Origin of the sequence: Puia dinghuensis (genome assembly GCF_014642875.1) — a bacterium.
Taxonomy (GTDB): Bacteria; Bacteroidota; Bacteroidia; order Chitinophagales; family Chitinophagaceae; genus Puia; species Puia dinghuensis.
Genome location: NZ_BMJC01000007.1, coordinates 1 through 19,608, shown reverse-complemented (window position 1 = coordinate 19,608; position 19,608 = coordinate 1). Strand labels below are relative to the sequence as shown.

Genomic DNA, 19,608 nt, shown 5'->3' with positions numbered 1-19,608 from the left:
TCTCGCTGCTATTTTCCTGCTTTTCGGGCTCCCCGCCCCGCCCCTGCGCCCGCTACCGCCCCAAAGGAGCGCTCGTGCATGCAAAATGCCGGTTTGAACGCCAAAAAAGCCGGTTCGTCCATCAATTAGGACCTGCCGGGTATCCTTTCTATTTTTGCCTTTGCCCGCCTGTCCACGCCCTTAAGACCCACTTGTCACTCCCTCTTAAAGCCCGCCTGTCTCTTCCTCTAAAACCTCACAACCATGGAAAGACACGACATCAAACGACGGCTGGGTAGCTACACCATTACAAAAGAGCTGACCCGCGACCTCAGCGCATTTTTCTGTCAAACGCTCTCGCATACGCTTTCACCCGATCTGGCCGGTTTCAAGATCGAAGAGAATACCGCTATTACGATCATCCACGGCGACGATCGCATCAATTATGGCAACATCAGCAAGTGCCGCGACTTCACTTTCCACAACAAGATGGATGGGCTGATCATCGAACTGGCCAAAGTCGTCAAAACCCGATCGTATGAGAAGGCCTTTGTCCTCCAGCTTTCCTTCAGCAAGGAGATCGAGGATAATTATTTGTATATGGCGCTGCAGGATGCCGGCGCAACGGTGAAGCTTACGGGCATCTGTCAGAAGCTGATGGCGGTGCTCGCACCCTACAAGAACGTCCACAGCCGATTCTATCGCAGCGAGCTCTTGTCAACGGGGTTCTTTGTCGCCGGATCAGTGTGCGGAACGCTGGCGTTTGCTGCCCCCGCGCCCCCCTATGGCCTGCTGCTGGCGATCGCCGCCGTTCTGGGTCTCGGCCTCTTCGCCTATAGTTCGATAAAAGGATATTCAACCTTCGAATTGGCCCGATGATCCGGGCGTTCCCCACCGCCCCGCCCACAACGTCGGGCCAACGGCCGGGGCGGCGGGTCGGGCCATCCGCTATAGTCCTCGCCTTCGGCTCCGGGCTGCCGCTTCTGTCCCTAACGCGTTCCACTTCGGGTCGGGCAGACCTTCGTCGAAGCTGCTTAGAACTTCGTCGAAGCTCCGAGCCCTCGCTTCTCCTCGTTCGGGTCCTTCGCTAATGCTCGGACCCACTTCTCCTCGGTCGCAACCGCTGACGCTCGGTTGTGCTAAAGTCCTCGGCCTCGCCTAACGACTCGGCCTCCGGGCTGCCGCTTCTGTCCCTAACGCAAGCCCTCATCCAAGGAAAGAATATGCAATTGAGCAAAATGCGCGGCTTACCTTAAACTTGGCCATGGTATTCGTACAGCATTGCCTGGCATAATCCTTCGAATTTCCAAAAAGAAACAGTAAATTTGATGAAATAAGGCAATGGCATCTATCAATAACCATATCCTCGACAACTATTTAGCGTTTCTGGAAACATTAAGCCCGGGAGCGAAACTGGACATAATTTCTAAGCTTACTCAAAGCTTGAAATCAGAGATTAAGCCCAGGGAAAATCTCTTTGACACTTCCTTTGGTGCATGGATCGGGAGCGAGTCTGCGGAAGAAATTGCAAAAGGCATACGAGATAGCAGGACGTTCAACAGACAAATCGAAGGACTTTGAAGCAATACCTGCTGGATACAAACATTTGTATCTTCTTCATGAAGGGCCTTTTCGATCTAAAGAACAAAATTCACAAGGCCGGACCCGAAAATTGTTTCATTTCAGAGATCACATTGGCGGAATTAAAGTTCGGAGTAGAGAATAGCCAAGCTAAAGAAAAAAATGGCATCACCCTATCACATTTCTTGACCGGTGTCATCATCATCCCCATATTTCCATCTCTCGACATTTACGCCAAGGAGAAAGCCAGGTTAAGAAAAGCAGGGCAACCAGTAGATGATTTTGACCTGTTAATTGGCGCCACCGCTATCTCCAATGGCCTAACGCTGATAACCAACAATGTCGGTCATTTGGAAAGGATGAAAAGTATCAGGATTGAGGATTGGACAAAATGATTTGTCCTTTTATCTCCTGACCCTGACACAATCCGTCGACCCCAACCCGGTCTCCGCGGCACCTGCGGGCCAACGGAGCAAGCCCAGGCCATCTTCGCACACCTATTTACCCGCGAAGACCACACTAACCGGCAACCCCGCATACTTAACTATTTTCCCCTTCGCCGCCGCCTCACCCGCACCAACACCATCCCCCACCACAACCACATTAAACACCCGCTTCTTCAGCATCCCCGGAAAGCTGCCCTTCGGCGCCCCGATCGTCAGCGTACGCGTCTTATCCTTCCAGGTGATAGTCGTCGTCGCAAACGCTCCCTGCTCATACTCATACCCCTCATCCTGATCTTCATACAGCACAAACTTCCCATCCGCCCCCGGATATATCCGCAGTTCCAGCGTATCTGCCTGCCGCTGCGTCGCATACTCTTCCTCGGGGCCCATCGGCACGATCGACCCGGCCCGAACATACAACGGCATCGTACCGATCGGCGCATCGGCATCCATCCGAACGCCGCCTTCCAATCGCTTCCCCGTCCAGAAATCATACCAGCCGCCGTGAGGCAGATAGACACTCCGGCTCGTAGCCCCGGGCGCCGTCACAGGGTTCACCAGCAGCGCCGGCCCGAACATATACTGATCTTTTATCCCATACACCGCCGTATCCTCCCTGAAATCGAAGGCCAGCGCCCGCATCATCGTATACTGATCCTGCGTCACCTTGCCGGCGAGGGAGTAGATATAAGGCAGCAATCGGTATCTGAGATTGTCATAGTTCAATAGAATGCTCCGCGTCGCCTCATCCCAGTTGCGGGAATACAACGCCCGTTCGCCCTTTCCGTGGATGCGGAAGATCGGACAGAACGCCCCAAACTGAAACCACCTGGTGAACAGCTCCCGCATCTCCGGCCGCGACCAATCCGGCGCCTGCCAGTGGTAGTGATAACCACCGATGTCGGACGTCCAATACGGGATGCCCGATGCACAGGCGCTGATTCCCTGCGGAACCTGGTCCTGGAAGGAATGCCAGGTGCACTCGATATCCGATGACCACAGCGTCGTCGCATTGCGCTGTTCCCCTGCAAAAGACTGCCGGGCGAGGAAGAAAGCCCGTTTGCCCGGGATGTCCCTGCGCCAGCCTTTATAAATACCATCCGTATGCATCAGCGCATAGGTATTGAAGAAGTCGATACCCTTGCCCGTAAAGAACTGCGCGTCGCGACGTGCATCGAGCAGCGACCCGTTATCCGGTTCACATTGGTCGATCCACCAGGCATCCCAGCCATAACGTTTGATCAGGCTGTCCCGCGCCTGCTCCCAATACAGCTGCCGCGCGGAGGGATTGTGTGCATCATAATAGGTGTCGAAGGTATGTGTCACGACATTGTCCCAGGTGATGGGGGTGAGCCCGCCCATCGCCTTCAGCGCGTTGTAGTCGTTCGTCCCCGAGCCGAATACCGGCCAGATGGAGATCATCGCATGCAGATGTTCGTTATGCAGCGAGTCGACCATCGCTTTCGGGTCGGGATAACGTGTCGGGTTCATGATATGGCAGCCTATCGGCTGCGGCTCCCAATAATACCAGTCCTGCACCACCACATCTACCGGGATATGGGCTTTCCGATAGCCGGCGCCTGCGGCCAGTACTTCTTGTTGTGACTTATAGCGATCCTCACTCTGAAACAGCCCATAGGCCCACTTGCCAAACATCGGCGCGCGGCCCGTTGCGTCGCGGTACAGCGTAACGATATGATCGAAATCCGGACCGTAAAAGAAATAATAATCGACCATGTTTCCGCTCTCCGACACATATTTGTATTTCGCCGGGTCTTCGCCGATAAATTTCGACGCCGAGTAGTTGTCCCATAGCAGGCCATAACCCTTCGTTGACAGCAGCACCGGAATGGCGCCTGTCAAATACTTTATCAGCAGATCCTGGTTACGACCTTTATAATTGATCGAGAGCGAATCCAGCGGATGGCAGCCGAGGCCGAAGAGTCCCTCATCCCTCGGCGACCAGAAAGTGGTGGAGCAGGAATAGGTGCGGATATTGGCAACTACAGTGCCCGTCATTGTCTTGTTATCCGAGCCGGACTCGGCGAGGATCGTATTCCCGTTGAGGTCGTTGTAAGTAATGGCGTTGTTCCCCTTGTCGACCATGATCTTCAGCTTCTTTGTCGTGATCACCACCGTATTCCCGTCCTCCGTCACCGTGAAGCCGGTCTCCGCCCCCCACCGGTTGTTCACGACGAGCGACTGCTTCTGCATCATTCTTGGAAGCATGGTATACTTCACCTCGATGAGATCGGACTGGCAAACGCGGATGATCATCGATCCGATGTCAAGCGTAAAATTTACGGCGTCGCCGTCCTTCGTCCACGATTTGATGGAGGCCTGCGCCGGTGCCGCCGCAACCACGGCAAGGAGAAGAACAAATAAGGTCTGCTTAGCATAAATCGTTAGCATACAATGACTTTTGAGTAGAATTAATGTATTGGGCTACCAAATATAAAACATTTATATCAAAAAATGCAATCGGTTGCAGCATGGTCCGCGATGCAGGCCAGTCATACCTGCATCGCCCCCCGCGACGCTTTCTCACTCTTTTCCGCGTCGCCTCTTGCATCTCTTCCATTTTCCTATTATTTTTAAATAGACCCTCCTGTAGATCCCATCCACTTCCGCACCCTCCGCAATCACCATTGTATCTCTTCATCAAAACCAACCTTCATGAACACATTTACGCTTTCGCGCCTCCGTCAATGGGCCCTCGCCTCTCTTGCACTTCTCCTTTTGGCCGCCTGCCGCAAAGAAACGTCGACACCCACCGCTCCTCCGTCCACCGATCTCGTCCTCACCCCTGCCGGCTATATGCCCCGCAGCAGCGTTCACTACATCGGCCCCGGCTACCACCTCAGCGTCGAGAAGGGCCGGCTGCAGAAAATGGAAAGCCGCACCGGCCGGATGATCGAAGACTTCGGCCCGGTAACCATCACCCCTGCTCATCATTCACGGGAAGTTCAGGGATGGATAGCCTATGCTTTCTGGAACAACACCGGCACGGCCATTACCAGTTTCACCACCGACTGGGTCGTCCCCAGCACTCCGGCCAACCAGGGCAGTCAGACCCTTTTCCTCTTCAACGGAATGCAGGATGGCACCACCCGTACCTCCTATATCATTCAACCCGTGCTGCAATGGGGTCCCTCTGCCGCCGGTGGCGGAAAATTCTGGGCCGTCACCAACTGGTATGTCTCGAGCAGCCAGGCCTTCTTCGGCAGCCTCGTCACCGTCAGCCCCGGCGCCTCCCTCCAGGGCGTGATGAAGGAGACCGCCGTCTCGGGTAGCAACTATAGCTACAACTCGTCCTTCACCGGTTATCCATCGGCGTCAGCTCTGCAGGTGAACAATGTTCCCCAGGCCTTCTGGGCCGCCGAGACGCTCGAGTCCTATGGTGTCACCAGTCCCGGCACGATGTATCCCCCCGACGCCGACATCGCTATGAATAGTATCCAGATACTGCAAGGCGCCGCCAATGCCAGTATTTCCTGGACGCCTGTTCAGGCAGTGAGCGGCTCGGCCCAAAGAGCCGTCGTCGTCAGTGATGCAAGCCCCGGTGGGGAAGTAGATATTTATTTCCGGTGATATACTGAACCTCCATCACCTGCACATCCACCTCGGCCGGCACATCCACCCCGGCCGCGGCCCGGCCGGCGCGCTACCGCGCGCCGGCCCCTTTCTGCAAGCGCCTCCGGCGCCCGCCCCCGCCCATACGGCGCAGCCGCCTCCCCATAAATACTTACCGCGGTCAAATTCCTCCGCCCAAACTTGCGCTCCCTTCGTCTATCCATTACATTTGTTTCCACACACCCAAGGTCTCATCACTGTCACCATTTGCAGCCCGAGAGACAATTCTATTTCTTCATACAAACCACATCACATGAAAAAGCTCATGCACCGCCGCGGGCGGCCACAGGCATCCCTGTCCCTGCCCCTCCGCCAATGGGTACTCGCCTCATTACTTCTCCGTCGATGGGCGCCGGTCTGCCTCGCCCTTATCGTCTTCGCCGCCTGCCGGAAAGAAACCGCAACGCCCGCACCCCCACCCTCATCCGCCACCAGCGACCTCGTCATCACTCCTGCCGGCTATATGCCCCGCAGCAGCGTTCACTACATTGCCCCGGGCTACCACCTCAGCGTCGAGAATGGCCGCCTGCAAAAAATGGAAACCAGCACCGGCCGCACGATCGAGGACTTCGGCCCCGTCACCATCACACCCACCCGCCGCGTACCTGAAGCCCAGGGTTGGATAGCCTATGCCTTCTGGAACAACACCGGCGCCGCCATCACCAGCTTCACCACCAACTGGGTAGTTCCCAGCTTTCCGGCCAACAGGGGCAGCCAGACCCTTTTCCTGTTCAATGGCATGCAGGATGGCACTACCGCGTCATCGTATATCATTCAACCCGTGCTGCAATGGGGTCCCTCCGCGGCCGGTGGCGGTAAATATTGGGCCATCACCAACTGGTATGTATCGAGCAGCCAGGCCTTCTTCGGCAGCCTCGTCAGAGTCAGTGCCGGCGCCTCCCTCACCGGGGTGATGAAAGAGACCGCCGTGTCGGGCAGTAACTATAGCTACAACTCCTCCTTCACCGGTTATTCGTCGGCGTCGGCCCTCCAGGTCAACAACGTTCCCCAGGCGTTTTGGGCCGCCGAGACCCTCGAGTCGTATGGCGTCACCAGCCCCGGCACCATGTACCCCCCCAACACCGACATTGCCATGAAGAGCATCCAGATCCTGCAAGGCTCTACCAACGCCAGCATCAGCTGGACACCCGTCCAACAGGTCAGCGGTTCGGCCCAAAGAGCCGTCGTCGTCAGCAATGCCAGCCCCGGCGGTGAGGTGGATATCTATTTCCGCTAAGCCCAGCAACACAATAAGGCCGGCGTTATGCCGGCCTTATCAAGCTTCCTGACTATATATAAGGTCGTACCTTCGCTGCTATGACGCACCGCGAAGCAATCTCCCTCATCGACAATGCCTGGCTACGCAACCTTACGGCGTACCCACCGTCCACCGGCCCGGGCAATCTCCCGCAAGCCCCACAGCCGGGCCCCACCCGCTGGGCCGACCTCGGCTGTGGCTCCGGCACCTTCACTCTCGCACTCGCTCATTTCCTGCCCAAAGACAGCGCCATCGAAGCCATCGACCTCCATCCCGACATCAAACGCCAAACAACAAGCAATGGCGTCCACATCCATCCCCGCGAAGCCGACTTCGTCACCGGCCATCTCCACCTGCAACACCTCGACGGCATCCTCATGGCCAATGCCCTGCACTTTGTCCGCGACAAACCTGCACTCCTGCAAACACTCCACTCCGCCTTACGACCCGGCGGTATCTTCCTCCTCGTCGAATACGATTCCGACACCCCGGTCCCTCTCTGGGTTCCCTACCCCCTCAGCTTCACCGCCGCCCCCCGCCTCTTCTCCCCGCCCCGCTGGACCCCGATCCAGAAAGGCAACACCCGTCCCTCCACCTTCGGCCGTGGCCAACTCTACAGTGCTCTCACACATGCATCTCTCTGAACCCTCCAAACGCACCGTGGCCCGGCGTATACCGCAGGCCTTGTCCCGTGGCCGGCCAAAGCTATCTCCTATTTTCCTGGTTATAACCTTCCTGGGATTTAATCTTCTTCCCCTGCCCGGCGGAAGCCAATGCGGGGCCGTGGTTCGACCGGAGGATCGAACAGCTCTTTTATTGCCTCGAAGATCATCTGGATATCTTCCTCGTGCTTATTCATCCGGATGTCCTGCTTTAGCAGTGTTTTCTCTATCTGCTCCAATTTTACAAAGATATCCTTGTGGGTCATCAACATCTCCCGCATCCTGGTGAACACTCGTATGACCAGGATATTTACCGCTATAGCTCTATCACTGTTCAAAATGCAGGATAACATTGTAACTCCTTGTTCTGTAAAACAAAAGGGGACATATCGAAGGCCTTGCCTATCTTCTTTGGAGGTCACATTTTGTGACCTCCAATTTTCTAACTCTTTGACAGTCATGTCGAACATGAAGTCAGGAGGGAAGCGGTTCATATTCCTTCGAACGGCCTGTTTTAATGCCTTCGTCTCTACTCCGTATAGCTCTGCCAGGTCTCTATCCAACATCACCTTCTGTCCCCTGATCAGATAAATCTTACTGATAATCGTCTCTTCTGCGAGTCCTATTGCCTTTGTCATAAGATCGGTTTTTAAGGTTTTCGTAATTTGTAATAGTTGCTGTTCGTACTACATAGCACAAGCAAGACAAAAAACCAATATTTTTAGTTTAAATACACTAATTATATTAGTTATATTGAGCAAAAAAAATCCCCTCCCTCTCACACATGCATCTCCCTGAAACCCTCGATGCACGCCGTCGCCCCATACTGATCATACAACCAATAAGGATCCGCCTTGAATTTCATCCAGTCCGCCACCAGCCTGTCCTGTAAGGCCTGCCAATAAGCGTCCTTCCTGTCGAAGCGGAAAGCCCATCGCAGCAGGTTATAACACGTCGTCAACTGTCCCGTCGCAATAAGTGCGGCCGGCCGGCCGGCCGCGATCTGATCCTTGTCGAACCAAAGCGTCGTCTCCATCTCCGTCGCAATATCGGCCACCTCCTGCACCGCGGCGCCGGGCTCCATCAGATCGTCCAGTGCAATGGCCTTGTCGCCAAGGATAATGGTAGGGTCTGCCGCAAACCAGGGTTCATTCCGCAGATCGGTATGTCGCTGGCTATCGTTGCGCGTGCTGAGCAGGTAGATCGCATTCTGCAACGCGAAGTCCGACCAATGCTTCAGTCCCGTGTCGCCGCCCGCCAACTTCAACTCCGAGATGTTATTGAAAAGCCGGTCGTAGGATATCCGGCGAATTTTTTTGAGAAACACCACCGCCGCCAGGTATCCGGCCGAAGAAGCCCGAGAATTGATCATCTGCAAGATCACGCTCAGCCGCAGCCGCAAAAAGATCGTGATATGCTGAAACAAAATGATCCCAAACGTATTGCTCCGTGCCTTCGCCTTGCCATGTGCCCTCAGCGCCGTTACAACCACCGCGACCATTGCCGCCGTCAGCAGACCGCTGATCCCCAGCAGCGCATACGCCAACCCCGGCACGATGCGGTAGAAGATGCCCAACAGCGACAAGACAAGCAGCAACACCATCGCCGCCGCATAGCCGCCCATCGAACCCTTCTGCCACCAACTCTTCATGTTCTCCTGGGGGAAGTCATATCCGTCAGTATAGTTGCTGCTGACGTCGCAGCAGAGGAAGAGATCGTAGCCAAACCCGTTGCGGCGCTGCATCCGTTCTTCCGCCCGCATCAGCGAATCGATGCCCTGGTTGTCGTCGATGCCCCCGTCCATAAAGGCAAAGCAGAGGCCCCCCGCAGCATCTGCCGCCTCCGCCCCAGCCCCCGAATCCGTCGCTGCAGTCGCTCCCACCTTCCCCGAATCCGCTCCATCTCCATCACCCGCCCCAACCGCATCATCTTCTGCGCCCGCCACGCCAGGAGCCGCGTCCGCCGCACCCCTCACGCCCGCGCCCGCCACCGCATCCCCCGCCTCTCCATCCTCCGCCTTCCCGCGCCCCCGCCTGTTCCGCACCAGCATCGCCTCCTGCAGCACCTCCGCGCTGAGTCCGGCATGCGTAAAATCCCGCGGAAACATCATTGGCTCGAAGCCCACCGGAAAGCACGAAGATGCCGCCAGGATATCCCCCAGCCGGATATGATCCAGCGCCCCGGCCTTCTTCCGAAATCGCAGAAAAGCGTTCCCCGCCACTCCCTCATTCTGAAACCGGAAGAGCATCCCATTCCTGAACTCCGTCGTATTCACACAAACCCCCTCCACCACCTTCCTGTCCTCCGGCGCCGGCCGCATCAAAACCCCAAACGTCTCATGATCGAACAACAACCGGTCATACGCCAGCGAAAAAGCATTGATCAGGTTACGGCTCTTTTGCTCGCGGTTGGTCCAACAGTCTTTTTCGCCGATGATGCGGAACACTTCATCCACGATCTTCGTCCCCATCAGCATCTCTTCGTGCATCATCTTGTACACGGTAAGAAAAGGCTGCCCCTTGCGCTGCGCCACCGTATACACCAGGTTGGTGATCGTCCCGCCCGAGGCCGACGCGATAAACCCCACCGAAGCCGCAAAAGGCTGCTCCTTCCCTCGCGGTGCCCCCACAGACGCTCCCGCACTCCCGCCCGCCTCCGCCATAGATGACGCCGCTGCTCCTCCCGGCGCCACTTCTCCATTCTCCAGCGGCAGCACCTCCATATAGGAAAGGCAGCCCAAGGCAAAGCCTGCGGCCCGAAAACCGCCGCCGGAAAAAGTGAGGGCCACCTGCTCGATCCTGTCTCGTGGGGAAAGGTTAGTAATTGCCATGGGAAGGTTTATGGTTTGCCTGCAAAACTAAAAAAAGCTGCGGCAAATGCCATTTTTCATTGGGCTTTCCCCGCCGCCGCAAACCAAAGCGAAGCGGCGGGTCGGGCTCTTCGCTATAGTCCTCGGTCTCCCAGACCTTCGTCGAACCTGCTTCGCCACGGTTCTCCTCGGTCGCAACCTTCGCTACCGCTCGGTTGTCTCGTCGACCTCCGGGCTGCCGCTGCGATCCCTAACGCGCTCCGGCAAGACCTGTGGGCGGCAGTTCCTTGCTTCTTTCCTGGCTCATTGCAATTTGAATTGCTCTGCCTTAGCCTTGTTCGGGCTTCTCCGCAGGCCGGACGAGAACTTCGTCGAAGCTCCGAGCCCTCGCTTAGACCTTCGTCGGAACTGCTTCGACACGGCCCTTCTCGTTAGAGCTTCGGCCCGCAACACCGTTGCGGCCTCTCGCTTAGAACTTCGCCGGACCTGCTTCGTCACGGTCCGTCTCGTTCGGGTCCTTCTCTACCGCTCGGACCCCTTCGCTTCACTCGGATGCCTTCTCTACCGCTCGGACCCCATCGCTTGCGCTCGGATGTTCGAAATATGGACGATCCGGCTGGGCCGCAGTGCGGCGGGTGCGTAAGGCAGAAACTGGTCCTTCCCCTTACACTTCATCTCATCCATCAGGAAAATGAAATGCGGCTCATCCCGGTCAGGCCAGAGGCGGACGTTCGGCCTCACCCTCTCTTTTATAGGGGTTGCAAAGCGCAAATTTCAAGTTTTGTATATACAAATCAAGAAATTCAATACCCCAGTCAGAGGTCTTCTCTCGAAATTTTTCATTTTCAACCTTTTCTGCCAAGCCTTCAATGCCTAATGCCCAAAAATTATGGTTTGTATATACAAAACTTCCAAACTCAAAAAATCAACCCCTCCCTGCCGTGGTAAGAACACTTTTCCTCATCTCTCTTACATGAATACTTGCTTGGTAAGTGCGTCCCCAGGATTGGCTGGAGGATACCGTCAAGTTGAGCGCCACCTACTCGATCCTGCCTCATGGAGAAAGGTTAACTACAATGTCGATGACGCCGCTCAAGGCCATCTTACTCGTCGACGCGACTCCCCACTTATACGAAGATATCCGCAAAATATTAGTTGAAGCCAGACACAAGGAATTCGGTAAAGGCTTTACAGAAGCGAATGTGAGGAATTTCAGGCAGTAGCAAATGCAGATGCCCGGCAATACTATATCAGGGAAGCAGCCGATAACAACTGGAGCACCTGCATGCATCAGGAGGCGATAATCCCACCATCGGCATTGTGCTATGCACCGAAAAAGATCAGACCCTGGTAAAATACACCCTGGTTCTGCCCACCCCCGAAGAGCTAACCGCTGAAGTCGAAAGAGAACTGCAGCTCCTGAAAGCCGTCTGACCTCTACACCACGGCCTCAACGGTGAGGGCCACCCCATCCCGCCCCCCTACACCCCCTTCACAATCGTCTTTATACTCACCGTTGCCCCCGAGATAGATAAAAGACACCTTCTTTACCGGTGTCTGTGAGCCAATAGCGGTCGTTGGGATTCGAGCTGGGCGTAAAGGCGATAAGGTCGATCCCGCATTTAAGGAATAGTTAATTCTCCGTTCACAGACCCTTCCACTCAATTGCGTAATTTTAGAAAAATAACTACCTATCGAACTGCAGCGCAACTTCGCCACCATCAGCCCCTCGGCCTACTCCCTCCTGCTGTTGAAGGGCCTCACCTCCATCCCCTTCGCCCGGCAGGCGGCCGAACTGCTCATTGCCCCAAAACCCTTCAGTCCCGAGATCGAAAATCGCCAGCCTATGTTCTGGGCGCGCGTCATCCACTTCGAACACCGCTACTGGAGCATCAACCGGCTCATGACCGGTCTGCCCATCACCAATATGCTCGAACTGTCCTCAGGCTTCTCCTTCCGCGGCCTGGCCCTCAGCCACGAGCAACCGGTCTATTACATCGATACCGATCTCCCCGATCTCATCGCCACCAAACAACAATTCGTCGACGCCTTCGAGGCATCACCCGCGGTCGCTAACACTCCCGAGCGCACCGGCCACTACGAGATCCAACCCCTCAACGCCCTCGACACCGCCGCCTTCAACACCATCGTCGACCGGCTCCCACCCGGCCCGCTGCTCATCCTCAACGAAGGCCTCCTCGTCTATCTCGACGACGCCGAAAAAGTGCAACTCTGCGGTAACATCCTGGGCGCCCTCCAACGCCGCGGCGGCTACTGGATCACCGCCGATATTTACATCCAACAGGATCTCGACCCCGCGCTCATCGACACCAGCGACCAACTGGCACAGTTTCTCCAACAACATAAAGTAGAGGAAAAGAAATTCCGCGACTTCGAAGCCGCAGCCGACTTCTTCACCCGCATGGGCTTCATCGTCGACGAAGAGGCCCGGCCCGACTACACCCAACTCAGCACCCTTCCTCACCTCATGGCTGCCGCCGGCCCCGATCTCCAAAAGAAAATGCGCCAGGTGCCCAAAATGCAGGCCACCTGGCGCCTCCGTGCTAAACCATGATCCGCCGCCAAACCCCGGCCCGGCGCTCACAGCATCCGAACCTCCGCTGGCCGCGTTACGCTATTCCACTATTGCGTATGATCCTTACGGTTATCATCCTGGACCTTATTCTGTCTCTTCGCCTTCGCGATCGCATGATCCACGCCCCGGTCCTTTAACTTCCTGGCGTCGGCATGCTCGTCCTTATTCTCCTTGGCGACAACCTTGTGATCATTCATCGCCTTCCTGATCTTAACATGGGCGAGGTCTTTATTCTCCTTGTCCTTGGCAGCCTTGCGCTCGCGCACATCGCTCCGAAGGTCTTTCATCTCTTTTTTCCTCGCCTGATCGTCCTTCACGTCTTGGGTCGTCTGTGCCCGGGCAACAAAACCGATGCCCGCACACAGCATTAAAAAAATCAGCTTTTTCATGATTACAAGTTTAATGAACAATCGGATTACCCATATACCAATGCGATTATCATGCCACCGCAAAACACTGATGATCAATCACTCCACCTTCAGATTCTTCACCGGATTGAGTAATGCCGTCTTCACCGCCTCGATACTCACCGTCGCCAGCGTCACCGCCATCACCAGCACCCCCGCCAGCGCAAACACCCATGGATCTATCGTCGTCCTATACACGAAATCCTGCAGCCAGCGCGACATCGCCCACCAGGCCAGCGGAAAGGCGATCACTATCGCCACCAGCGCCAGCCTGACAAAACCCGCCGACAGCAAAAAGGCCAGGCTGCCCAACGACGCACCAAGCACCTTGCGTATCCCGATCTCCTTCACCCGCTGCCGGGCCGCATACGACGACAGCCCAAAAAGCCCCAGGCAGGCCAGCACGATCGCTATCGCCGAGAACAAATTCATCACCGTCCCCAGCCGTTGCTCGGAAGCATAGATGCGGTTATAACTATCGTCGAGGAAATGCATCTCATAAGGTACACCCGGCGCCACCCGCTTCCAGGTCGCCTGCAAAAAATCCAGCGTCTGCGGCAAATGCTCGCCGGTGATACGCACCAACAGGCGGTCGGCCCGAAACTGCGGAAACAGCACCAGTCCCTTTATAGGCGTATGCAAAGACTGAAAATTAAAATCCTTCACTACCCCCTTTACAAAACCCGGCCGGCTCTCGTCCATAAACATCCGCTTCCCCACCGCCTCCTGCGGCGTCCACCCCAACTCCCGCGCCGCCGTCTCATTCAACACAAAATGGAACACCGGCTGTTTCATCGTATCAGCCCCTGGCCCCTCCCCCGGATGCGCATCCCTTATATCCTGCTCCGTTATCCCCTCCCCCGCCACCAGCGTCAACCCCGTCGTCCGGATAAAATCCGCATCCACCGGATCCCCATACACCGACAACTGCTGATCGGCCGGCATCTGACTGTTGCGCATATTATACCCCCCATAAATAGTCACCGGCGACGACGCGCAGGTGCTCACACTCACCACATCCGCATTCCGCTTCATCTCCGTCTTGAGATAATCGATGCTCGAAAGCAGGCTCCGGTTCATCGGCAGCTCCAACACATGATCCCGATCGTAACCCAACGCCTTATGCCGGATATAACTCAGCTGCCGCCCCATCACAAAAGTCGAAACGATAAGAAATACCGAGATCACAAACTGAAACACGATCAACGACTGCCGCAATCCCTGCCCGCTCCGCGTATTCCTAAACGCCCCTTTCAACACCTTCACCGGATGAAACCGCGACAACACCAGCGCCGGATAGCTCCCCGCCAGCACACTCACCACTATCCCCGTCCCCAGCGCCACCCCCAGGAAGGGCAGCGAGCCGAGCGACGCCACGGGCAGCTGCCGGTCGGCAAGGCGATTAAAAGCAGGCAACACCAGCAGCACCACCCCCAGGCTCAGCGCCACTGCGATCAGGCAAAGCAGCAACGACTCGCCGATAAACTGCCAGAACAGCTGTCCCCGTCCCGCACCGATCACCTTACGAACGCCCACCTCCCGGGCCCGGTCAACCGAACGCGCCGTGCTCAGATTGATATACGTCGAACAAGCGATCACCAGGATCAACAGCGCCACCCCCGCCAATATATAGATATACACGATACTCGTCCCCGGTTCAAAGCCCACAAACTCCGAGTACAGGTGGATCCGCATAAACCGCTCCAGCAGGAAATTCACCTCCGCCCCCTGGCCTGCCATCTCCTTCTTCATAAAGGCCGTCACCTTCGACTGCAGCCCCGGCAGCGAAGCGCCGGAGTGCAACAACAAAAACGTCCCGTAATTAGCATCCCAATACGTATCATCCTGGTTGGCATACAGCGAAGAAAAGGACGCCAGGAAATCGAACTTGAATTGTGAATTCGAAGGGCAGTCCGCCATCACCCCCGTCACCGCATACATCGCACTATCTGTCCCGATCCGCAGCAACTGCCCCACCGGCTCCTCATCGCCAAAATACCGCCGCGCCGTCGACTGCGTCACCACCACTTTCTTTGGCCCCGACAACGCCCATCGGGCATCCCCTTTCAACAACGGCATGCTGAACACGCCAAAAAAACTCGAGTCCGCGAACATAAACCTCTCTTCCGAGAACAACCTGTCGCGATAACTCACGATCCTCGGCCGGTTGGTCATCCGCACCGCCGACTCCACCTCGGGGAAAACGCGCTTAAACGTCGTCGCCACCTTCGTGCTCGTGAAATTACCCCGCGTCATGTCCCCGCCGCCGCCGAAGCGGTACTCCATTATCACCCGAACGATGCGTGGACCCTTCACCTCAAAATCGTCATAACTCAGCTCGTGCCGGATAAACAGCGCGATCAGCAAGCAACTCGACAAACCTACCGTCAGTCCAAAAATATTGATCGCGGCAGCCGTCTTATTTCGCGCCATATTACGCAGCGCAGTGCGCCACCAGTTTCGTATCATACTCAGGCAGTTTAGATTGATTTGTAGTTTTTATTCTAATAAAATGTAGTCCTTATTTTAATTATATGTAGTTAGTTCGAACTAAGTGCAAACCCCTAAATCGTATTTCTACTATTACCATCCGTTTTGATTCCAGCAAAAATCAGCGTTTCCTTGCAGTACAATTCGCAAGCATCCCTTTAGACCTTCCTCCAAAGCATCACTTAGCCTCTCGTACACTATTCTTTATTAGTAGCATTTCATTAGTAGCCCGCATACCCCAGAGCAGCTAATCCCAGATCGCACCATCCCAAAGGCTCAACTTTCTTGGTGTCCCGAATCGACCGGGCAACGTCACTCCCTTAACAACAACCGGCACACACCGGCCTGATTGCTTATCGTCCTGAAGTTATTCAACCATTAATAACAACGGGCAGCATATGCCTGAAGTTACCCTTATAATCCGCCATTCATGAAAAAAAACCGTCTCCTACACCCTGTTCTCTTCCTTACCCTATGGATACTACAGGTCAGCCCGTGCCTGGCGCAGTCCAGCAGCACCGGGCCTACTAATCCGGGGACAGCCGCCGATGTTTCGCTGGGTGGCTCATCGTTCATTTGGAATAACCCCAACGGAGCCTTGACAGCCGGCGGCTCCGCCGCCACCAGCTCTGCCCTTCTTTCGGCCTATACCGGATACACCGACTACCTGCGGCTAACCAATTTTGGATTCAGCATACCCGCCGGCTCGACCATACTAGGCATCCAGGCCGGCGTCACAAAAGAGTCGTCGAACCTTAGCCTTACCCTCGCCGGTGTAACCCTGGACGGATCGGTGACAGACAACATCGTCCAACTTGTCGGTCCCGGTGTCACCAGCGTCAACCGTGCTGCAGGCGGCCTCGCGTGGCCAACCAGCTATGCGACCGCCACTTATGGTTCGGCTGCTGATCTCTGGGGAGGCACAACATGGTCAACCGTCATCGTCAACTCAGCCAGCTTTGGGGTTGAAGTGTCGGCTAACATAAATGGTGGAGTGTTGTTTGGTACCGATCTCGTTCCTGGCGCATCCATCGATCTCGTTACCCTCAATATCACCTATAGCCTTCCCGCCGTGCTGCCCGTCCGGTTGGAGCAGTGGTCCGTGGTTCGGCAGGGGGGAGCTAACCAACTCACCTGGGAAACGGCTGAGGGCGGGCTGCCCGGGGAATTTGTTGTCGAGCGATCGCACAATGGTAAGGATTGGTCAGATCTGGCGGCGGTACTCGCCGGTTCAGGGGTTCCTGCCGGTTCAGGCGCAGCAATTTCCGGTTCCGGCGCATCGATATCAGTTTCCGGCCGATGGATATATAATTACACCGATGAAAAACCCTTTGCTAGCGGGCCCACCTACTACCGGTTGAGGTTACATAGCGATGGGCAAGCCGACACATGGTCTGTGGTTCAGGTCCTTTCGGCAAAGTCGATAGTACGCCCTGTGGTGACTGTTTATCCGAATCCCTTTTATAACACGATCAGTGTATCCGCTGCGGAGACCTTCACTCATCTCATCCTGACGAGCGAGCAGGGCGTGGCTCTGTGGGCGAAGGAATATCCGGGCGGTATAACCAACACGCAGATCCCGGTCTCGGGTCTGCCCCAGGGGCTCTATTATTTAACCATCGATGGGGTCACCTTCAAACTTCTTAAAAACTAACTATGGTAGCCCCTCTGTGGGCACCTACCATGGCCTCTGGGATCAAGCGGTCCGGCGTTGTCTAACGCCGGATATTTTTTTATACAGGGTCCAACCTGGTTTCATCCGGGCGTTCCCCGCCGCCCCGCTCACAACGTCGGGCCAATGGCCGGGGCGGCGGGTCGGGCTCTTCACTATAGTCCTCGCCCTCGCCTAACGACTCGGCCTCCGGGCTGCCGCTGCGATCCCTAACGCATCCACCACGGTACTTACTTACTTGTAAGTAAGGAAAATTTTTCTAAAAACACCATCCCCCCCACCTCCGGCTGATGCCTGCCAATATCCCTCTTCTTCAAACCGTCGCCTTCGGCACCGACACCGATGGCGCTAATGATTGGCCTTCGGCCGGCCTCATTCCAATCGGCCCTGACCCTTTGCTAATGGGCCCACCTACTACCTGTTGCGGTTACATAGCGATGGGCAAGCCGACAGCTGGTCTGACGTCCAGGTCCTTTCGGCAAAGTCGATCGTACGCCCTGTGGTGACTGTTTATCCGAATCCCTTTTATAATACGATCAGTGTATCCGCCGCGGAGACCTTCACTCATCTCATCCTGACGAGCGAGCAGGGCGTGGCTCTGTGGGCGAAGGAATATCCGGGCGGTATAACCAACACGCAGATCCCGGTCTCGGGTCTGCCCCAGGGGCTCTATTATTTAACCATCGATGGGGTCACCTTCAAACTTCTTAAAAACTAACTATGGTAGCCCCGCTGCGGGCACCTACCATGGCCTCTGGGATCAAGCGGTCCGGCGTTGTCTAACGCCGGATATTTTTTTAGGCAGGGTCCAACCTGGTTTCATCCGGGCGTTCCCCGCCGCCGCAAACCAATGCGAAGCGGCGGGTCGGGCTCTCCACTCTAGTCCTCGCCCTCGCCTAACGACTCGGCCTCCGGGCTGCCGCTGCGATCCCTAACGCATTCCGGCAAATTCGACCGCTTGTTGATTCATCCGCTGCCCCACAAATTTCATCCCCATTCAAATGGAGAATCAAAATAAATTCTCAATTTTTAGAGAAACATTTAAATAACAGAATACTTTAACTATATGAATAAATTACCCATTTTTTTCAACTATGATGAAGAAGGTCCAACTGACAATGGCTACGAAGCCATGCAAGATTTCTTTTTAAGTTGGACATTGCGATGCGCAGAAGATAAATACCGTAATGCAAATGTACGCGTACATGAATATGCGAAGAAGGCGGTATTCCTGCTTCTATACGGACATAACAGAAAAGACAGTTTTGCTCTTGACAAGAAAATTTCAGAAAACTTTAAAGTAACCAGAGTAGAAACAAAACGACAAAACGGAGGTGTTGACTTAATCGCACTGATTACAATTGATGATAATAATCTGCAACCCAAAAAATTCGCACTGAATATTGAAAATAAATGGTATTCTCCATTAAAGGAACACCAACTTGAAAAGGGAAAGACACATGTTGAGAGTACTTTTCCCGATTATCAAGTTGTAAATTTATTTATTACGTGTGATGATTGTAGGAAAAACTACGAGCAAGAAAAAAGATGGTGCCGAGATAATCAATACAAATTTCTTACAATCAGTGATATAGCAGACATTGCGGAAATGAATGAAACAGGCAATGATTTATTTGATGCTTATTGGTTTGACAAATAAGTTGTATTAGTCACGACTTGGCCCAACAAGTTCAAAATCATTCTGCCCGCAGACTTTCCACCGGATTGGTGGTCGCTGCTTGAAAAGCCTGGTAGCTCACAGTCAGCAGTGCAACACCAATCGCGCAAGCACCTGCTATCGCATAAATCGACCACGATATTGGGATGCGATAGGCAAAATCCTGCAGCCATCGATGCATAAAATACCACGCGATCGGCGAGGCGATCAGAATGGCCATCACGACAAGCCGCACAAAGTCCTTTGACAACATCGTTACAATATCCGCCACCGTTGCCCCCATCACTTTGCGGATGCCGATCTCTTTTCTCCGTTGCTCGGCAACAAAGGCCGCCAGCCCGAACAACCCCATACAGGAGATAAAGATCGCGACCCCCATGGCAATGTTCATGATCTC

17 protein-coding genes are annotated in these 19,608 nt (G+C 55.1%); 10 read left to right on the top strand and 7 right to left on the bottom strand.

Translation table 11 applies throughout. The features are described from left to right. Positions 1–243 precede the first annotated feature (243 nt). Positions 244–858: a hypothetical protein gene (locus tag IEY39_RS27230; protein WP_188937608.1), complete on the top strand. Its 615-nt coding sequence runs from the start codon at positions 244–246 to the stop codon at positions 856–858. Between the two features lie 698 nt (positions 859–1,556). Next, positions 1,557–1,955, top strand: coding sequence for a type II toxin-antitoxin system VapC family toxin (locus IEY39_RS27225; RefSeq protein ID WP_188937606.1), 399 nt, complete (start codon positions 1,557–1,559; stop codon positions 1,953–1,955). A gap of 102 nt (positions 1,956–2,057) precedes the next feature. Here the strand turns inward: IEY39_RS27225 and IEY39_RS27220 are convergent, their stop codons facing one another. Then, positions 2,058–4,418 carry a glycoside hydrolase family 31 protein gene (locus IEY39_RS27220; RefSeq protein ID WP_188937604.1) on the bottom strand — a complete coding sequence of 787 codons (2,361 nt, stop codon included), beginning with the start codon at positions 4,416–4,418 and terminating at the stop codon, positions 2,058–2,060. 264 nt (positions 4,419–4,682) lie between these two features. On the opposite strand from IEY39_RS27220, the gene IEY39_RS27215 reads away from it, so the two are divergent. The 3 genes from IEY39_RS27215 (at position 4,683) to IEY39_RS27205 (ending at position 7,541) form a co-directional block, all read left to right on the top strand. Next, entirely contained in the window at positions 4,683–5,597 is a 915-nt protein-coding gene (locus IEY39_RS27215) for a hypothetical protein (protein ID WP_188937603.1), read from the top strand. 295 nt (positions 5,598–5,892) lie between these two features. Further along, the gene (locus IEY39_RS27210) at positions 5,893–6,876 is read left to right on the top strand and encodes a hypothetical protein (RefSeq protein ID WP_188937601.1); all 984 of its coding nucleotides are present in this window, start codon (positions 5,893–5,895) and stop codon (positions 6,874–6,876) included. 80 nt (positions 6,877–6,956) lie between these two features. Further along, positions 6,957–7,541 carry a class I SAM-dependent methyltransferase gene (locus IEY39_RS27205; RefSeq protein ID WP_188937599.1) on the top strand — a complete coding sequence of 195 codons (585 nt, stop codon included), beginning with the start codon at positions 6,957–6,959 and terminating at the stop codon, positions 7,539–7,541. 98 nt (positions 7,542–7,639) lie between these two features. On the opposite strand, the gene IEY39_RS27200 is transcribed toward IEY39_RS27205, so the two are convergent. From IEY39_RS27200 to IEY39_RS27190, 3 genes are all read right to left on the bottom strand, one after another. After that, positions 7,640–8,197 (bottom strand): ORF6N domain-containing protein, encoded by a 558-nt coding sequence (locus tag IEY39_RS27200; protein ID WP_188937597.1) that lies wholly within the window; start codon positions 8,195–8,197, stop codon positions 7,640–7,642. A 140-nt stretch (positions 8,198–8,337) separates the two neighbouring features. Next, complete coding sequence (locus IEY39_RS27195; protein ID WP_188937596.1) at positions 8,338–10,389, bottom strand: hypothetical protein; 2,052 nt, start codon at positions 10,387–10,389, stop codon at positions 8,338–8,340. A gap of 540 nt (positions 10,390–10,929) precedes the next feature. Continuing rightward, positions 10,930–11,139 carry a hypothetical protein gene (locus IEY39_RS27190; protein ID WP_188937595.1) on the bottom strand — a complete coding sequence of 70 codons (210 nt, stop codon included), beginning with the start codon at positions 11,137–11,139 and terminating at the stop codon, positions 10,930–10,932. A gap of 221 nt (positions 11,140–11,360) precedes the next feature. On the opposite strand from IEY39_RS27190, the gene IEY39_RS27185 reads away from it, so the two are divergent. Next, on the top strand, positions 11,361–11,591 hold the full coding sequence (locus IEY39_RS27185; protein ID WP_188937593.1) for a hypothetical protein: 231 nt from the start codon (positions 11,361–11,363) through the stop codon (positions 11,589–11,591). A 527-nt stretch (positions 11,592–12,118) separates the two neighbouring features. Then, entirely contained in the window at positions 12,119–12,943 is an 825-nt protein-coding gene (locus IEY39_RS27175; protein ID WP_188937592.1) for a hypothetical protein, read from the top strand. Between the two features lie 68 nt (positions 12,944–13,011). On the opposite strand, the gene IEY39_RS27170 is transcribed toward IEY39_RS27175, so the two are convergent. Both IEY39_RS27170 and IEY39_RS27165 read right to left on the bottom strand, forming a co-directional pair. Next, complete coding sequence (locus IEY39_RS27170) at positions 13,012–13,353, bottom strand: hypothetical protein (protein ID WP_188937591.1); 342 nt, start codon at positions 13,351–13,353, stop codon at positions 13,012–13,014. A gap of 78 nt (positions 13,354–13,431) precedes the next feature. Continuing rightward, on the bottom strand, positions 13,432–15,840 hold the full coding sequence (locus IEY39_RS27165) for an ABC transporter permease (RefSeq protein WP_188937590.1): 2,409 nt from the start codon (positions 15,838–15,840) through the stop codon (positions 13,432–13,434). Positions 15,841–16,291: 451 nt separating this feature from the next. Here IEY39_RS27165 and IEY39_RS27160 point away from each other — a divergent pair, with 451 nt between their 5' ends. The 3 genes from IEY39_RS27160 (at position 16,292) to IEY39_RS27150 (ending at position 19,193) form a co-directional block, all read left to right on the top strand. After that, on the top strand, positions 16,292–17,515 hold the full coding sequence (locus IEY39_RS27160) for a T9SS type A sorting domain-containing protein (RefSeq protein ID WP_188937589.1): 1,224 nt from the start codon (positions 16,292–16,294) through the stop codon (positions 17,513–17,515). A 439-nt stretch (positions 17,516–17,954) separates the two neighbouring features. Then, the gene (locus tag IEY39_RS27155) at positions 17,955–18,251 is read left to right on the top strand and encodes a T9SS type A sorting domain-containing protein (RefSeq protein ID WP_188937588.1); all 297 of its coding nucleotides are present in this window, start codon (positions 17,955–17,957) and stop codon (positions 18,249–18,251) included. Positions 18,252–18,599: 348 nt separating this feature from the next. Further along, on the top strand, positions 18,600–19,193 hold the full coding sequence (locus IEY39_RS27150) for a PD-(D/E)XK nuclease family protein (protein WP_188937587.1): 594 nt from the start codon (positions 18,600–18,602) through the stop codon (positions 19,191–19,193). Between the two features lie 37 nt (positions 19,194–19,230). Here IEY39_RS27150 and IEY39_RS27145 read toward each other — a convergent pair. After that, positions 19,231–19,608 (bottom strand): ABC transporter permease (locus tag IEY39_RS27145; protein ID WP_188937585.1); only part of this gene is annotated, 378 nt, incomplete at its 5' end.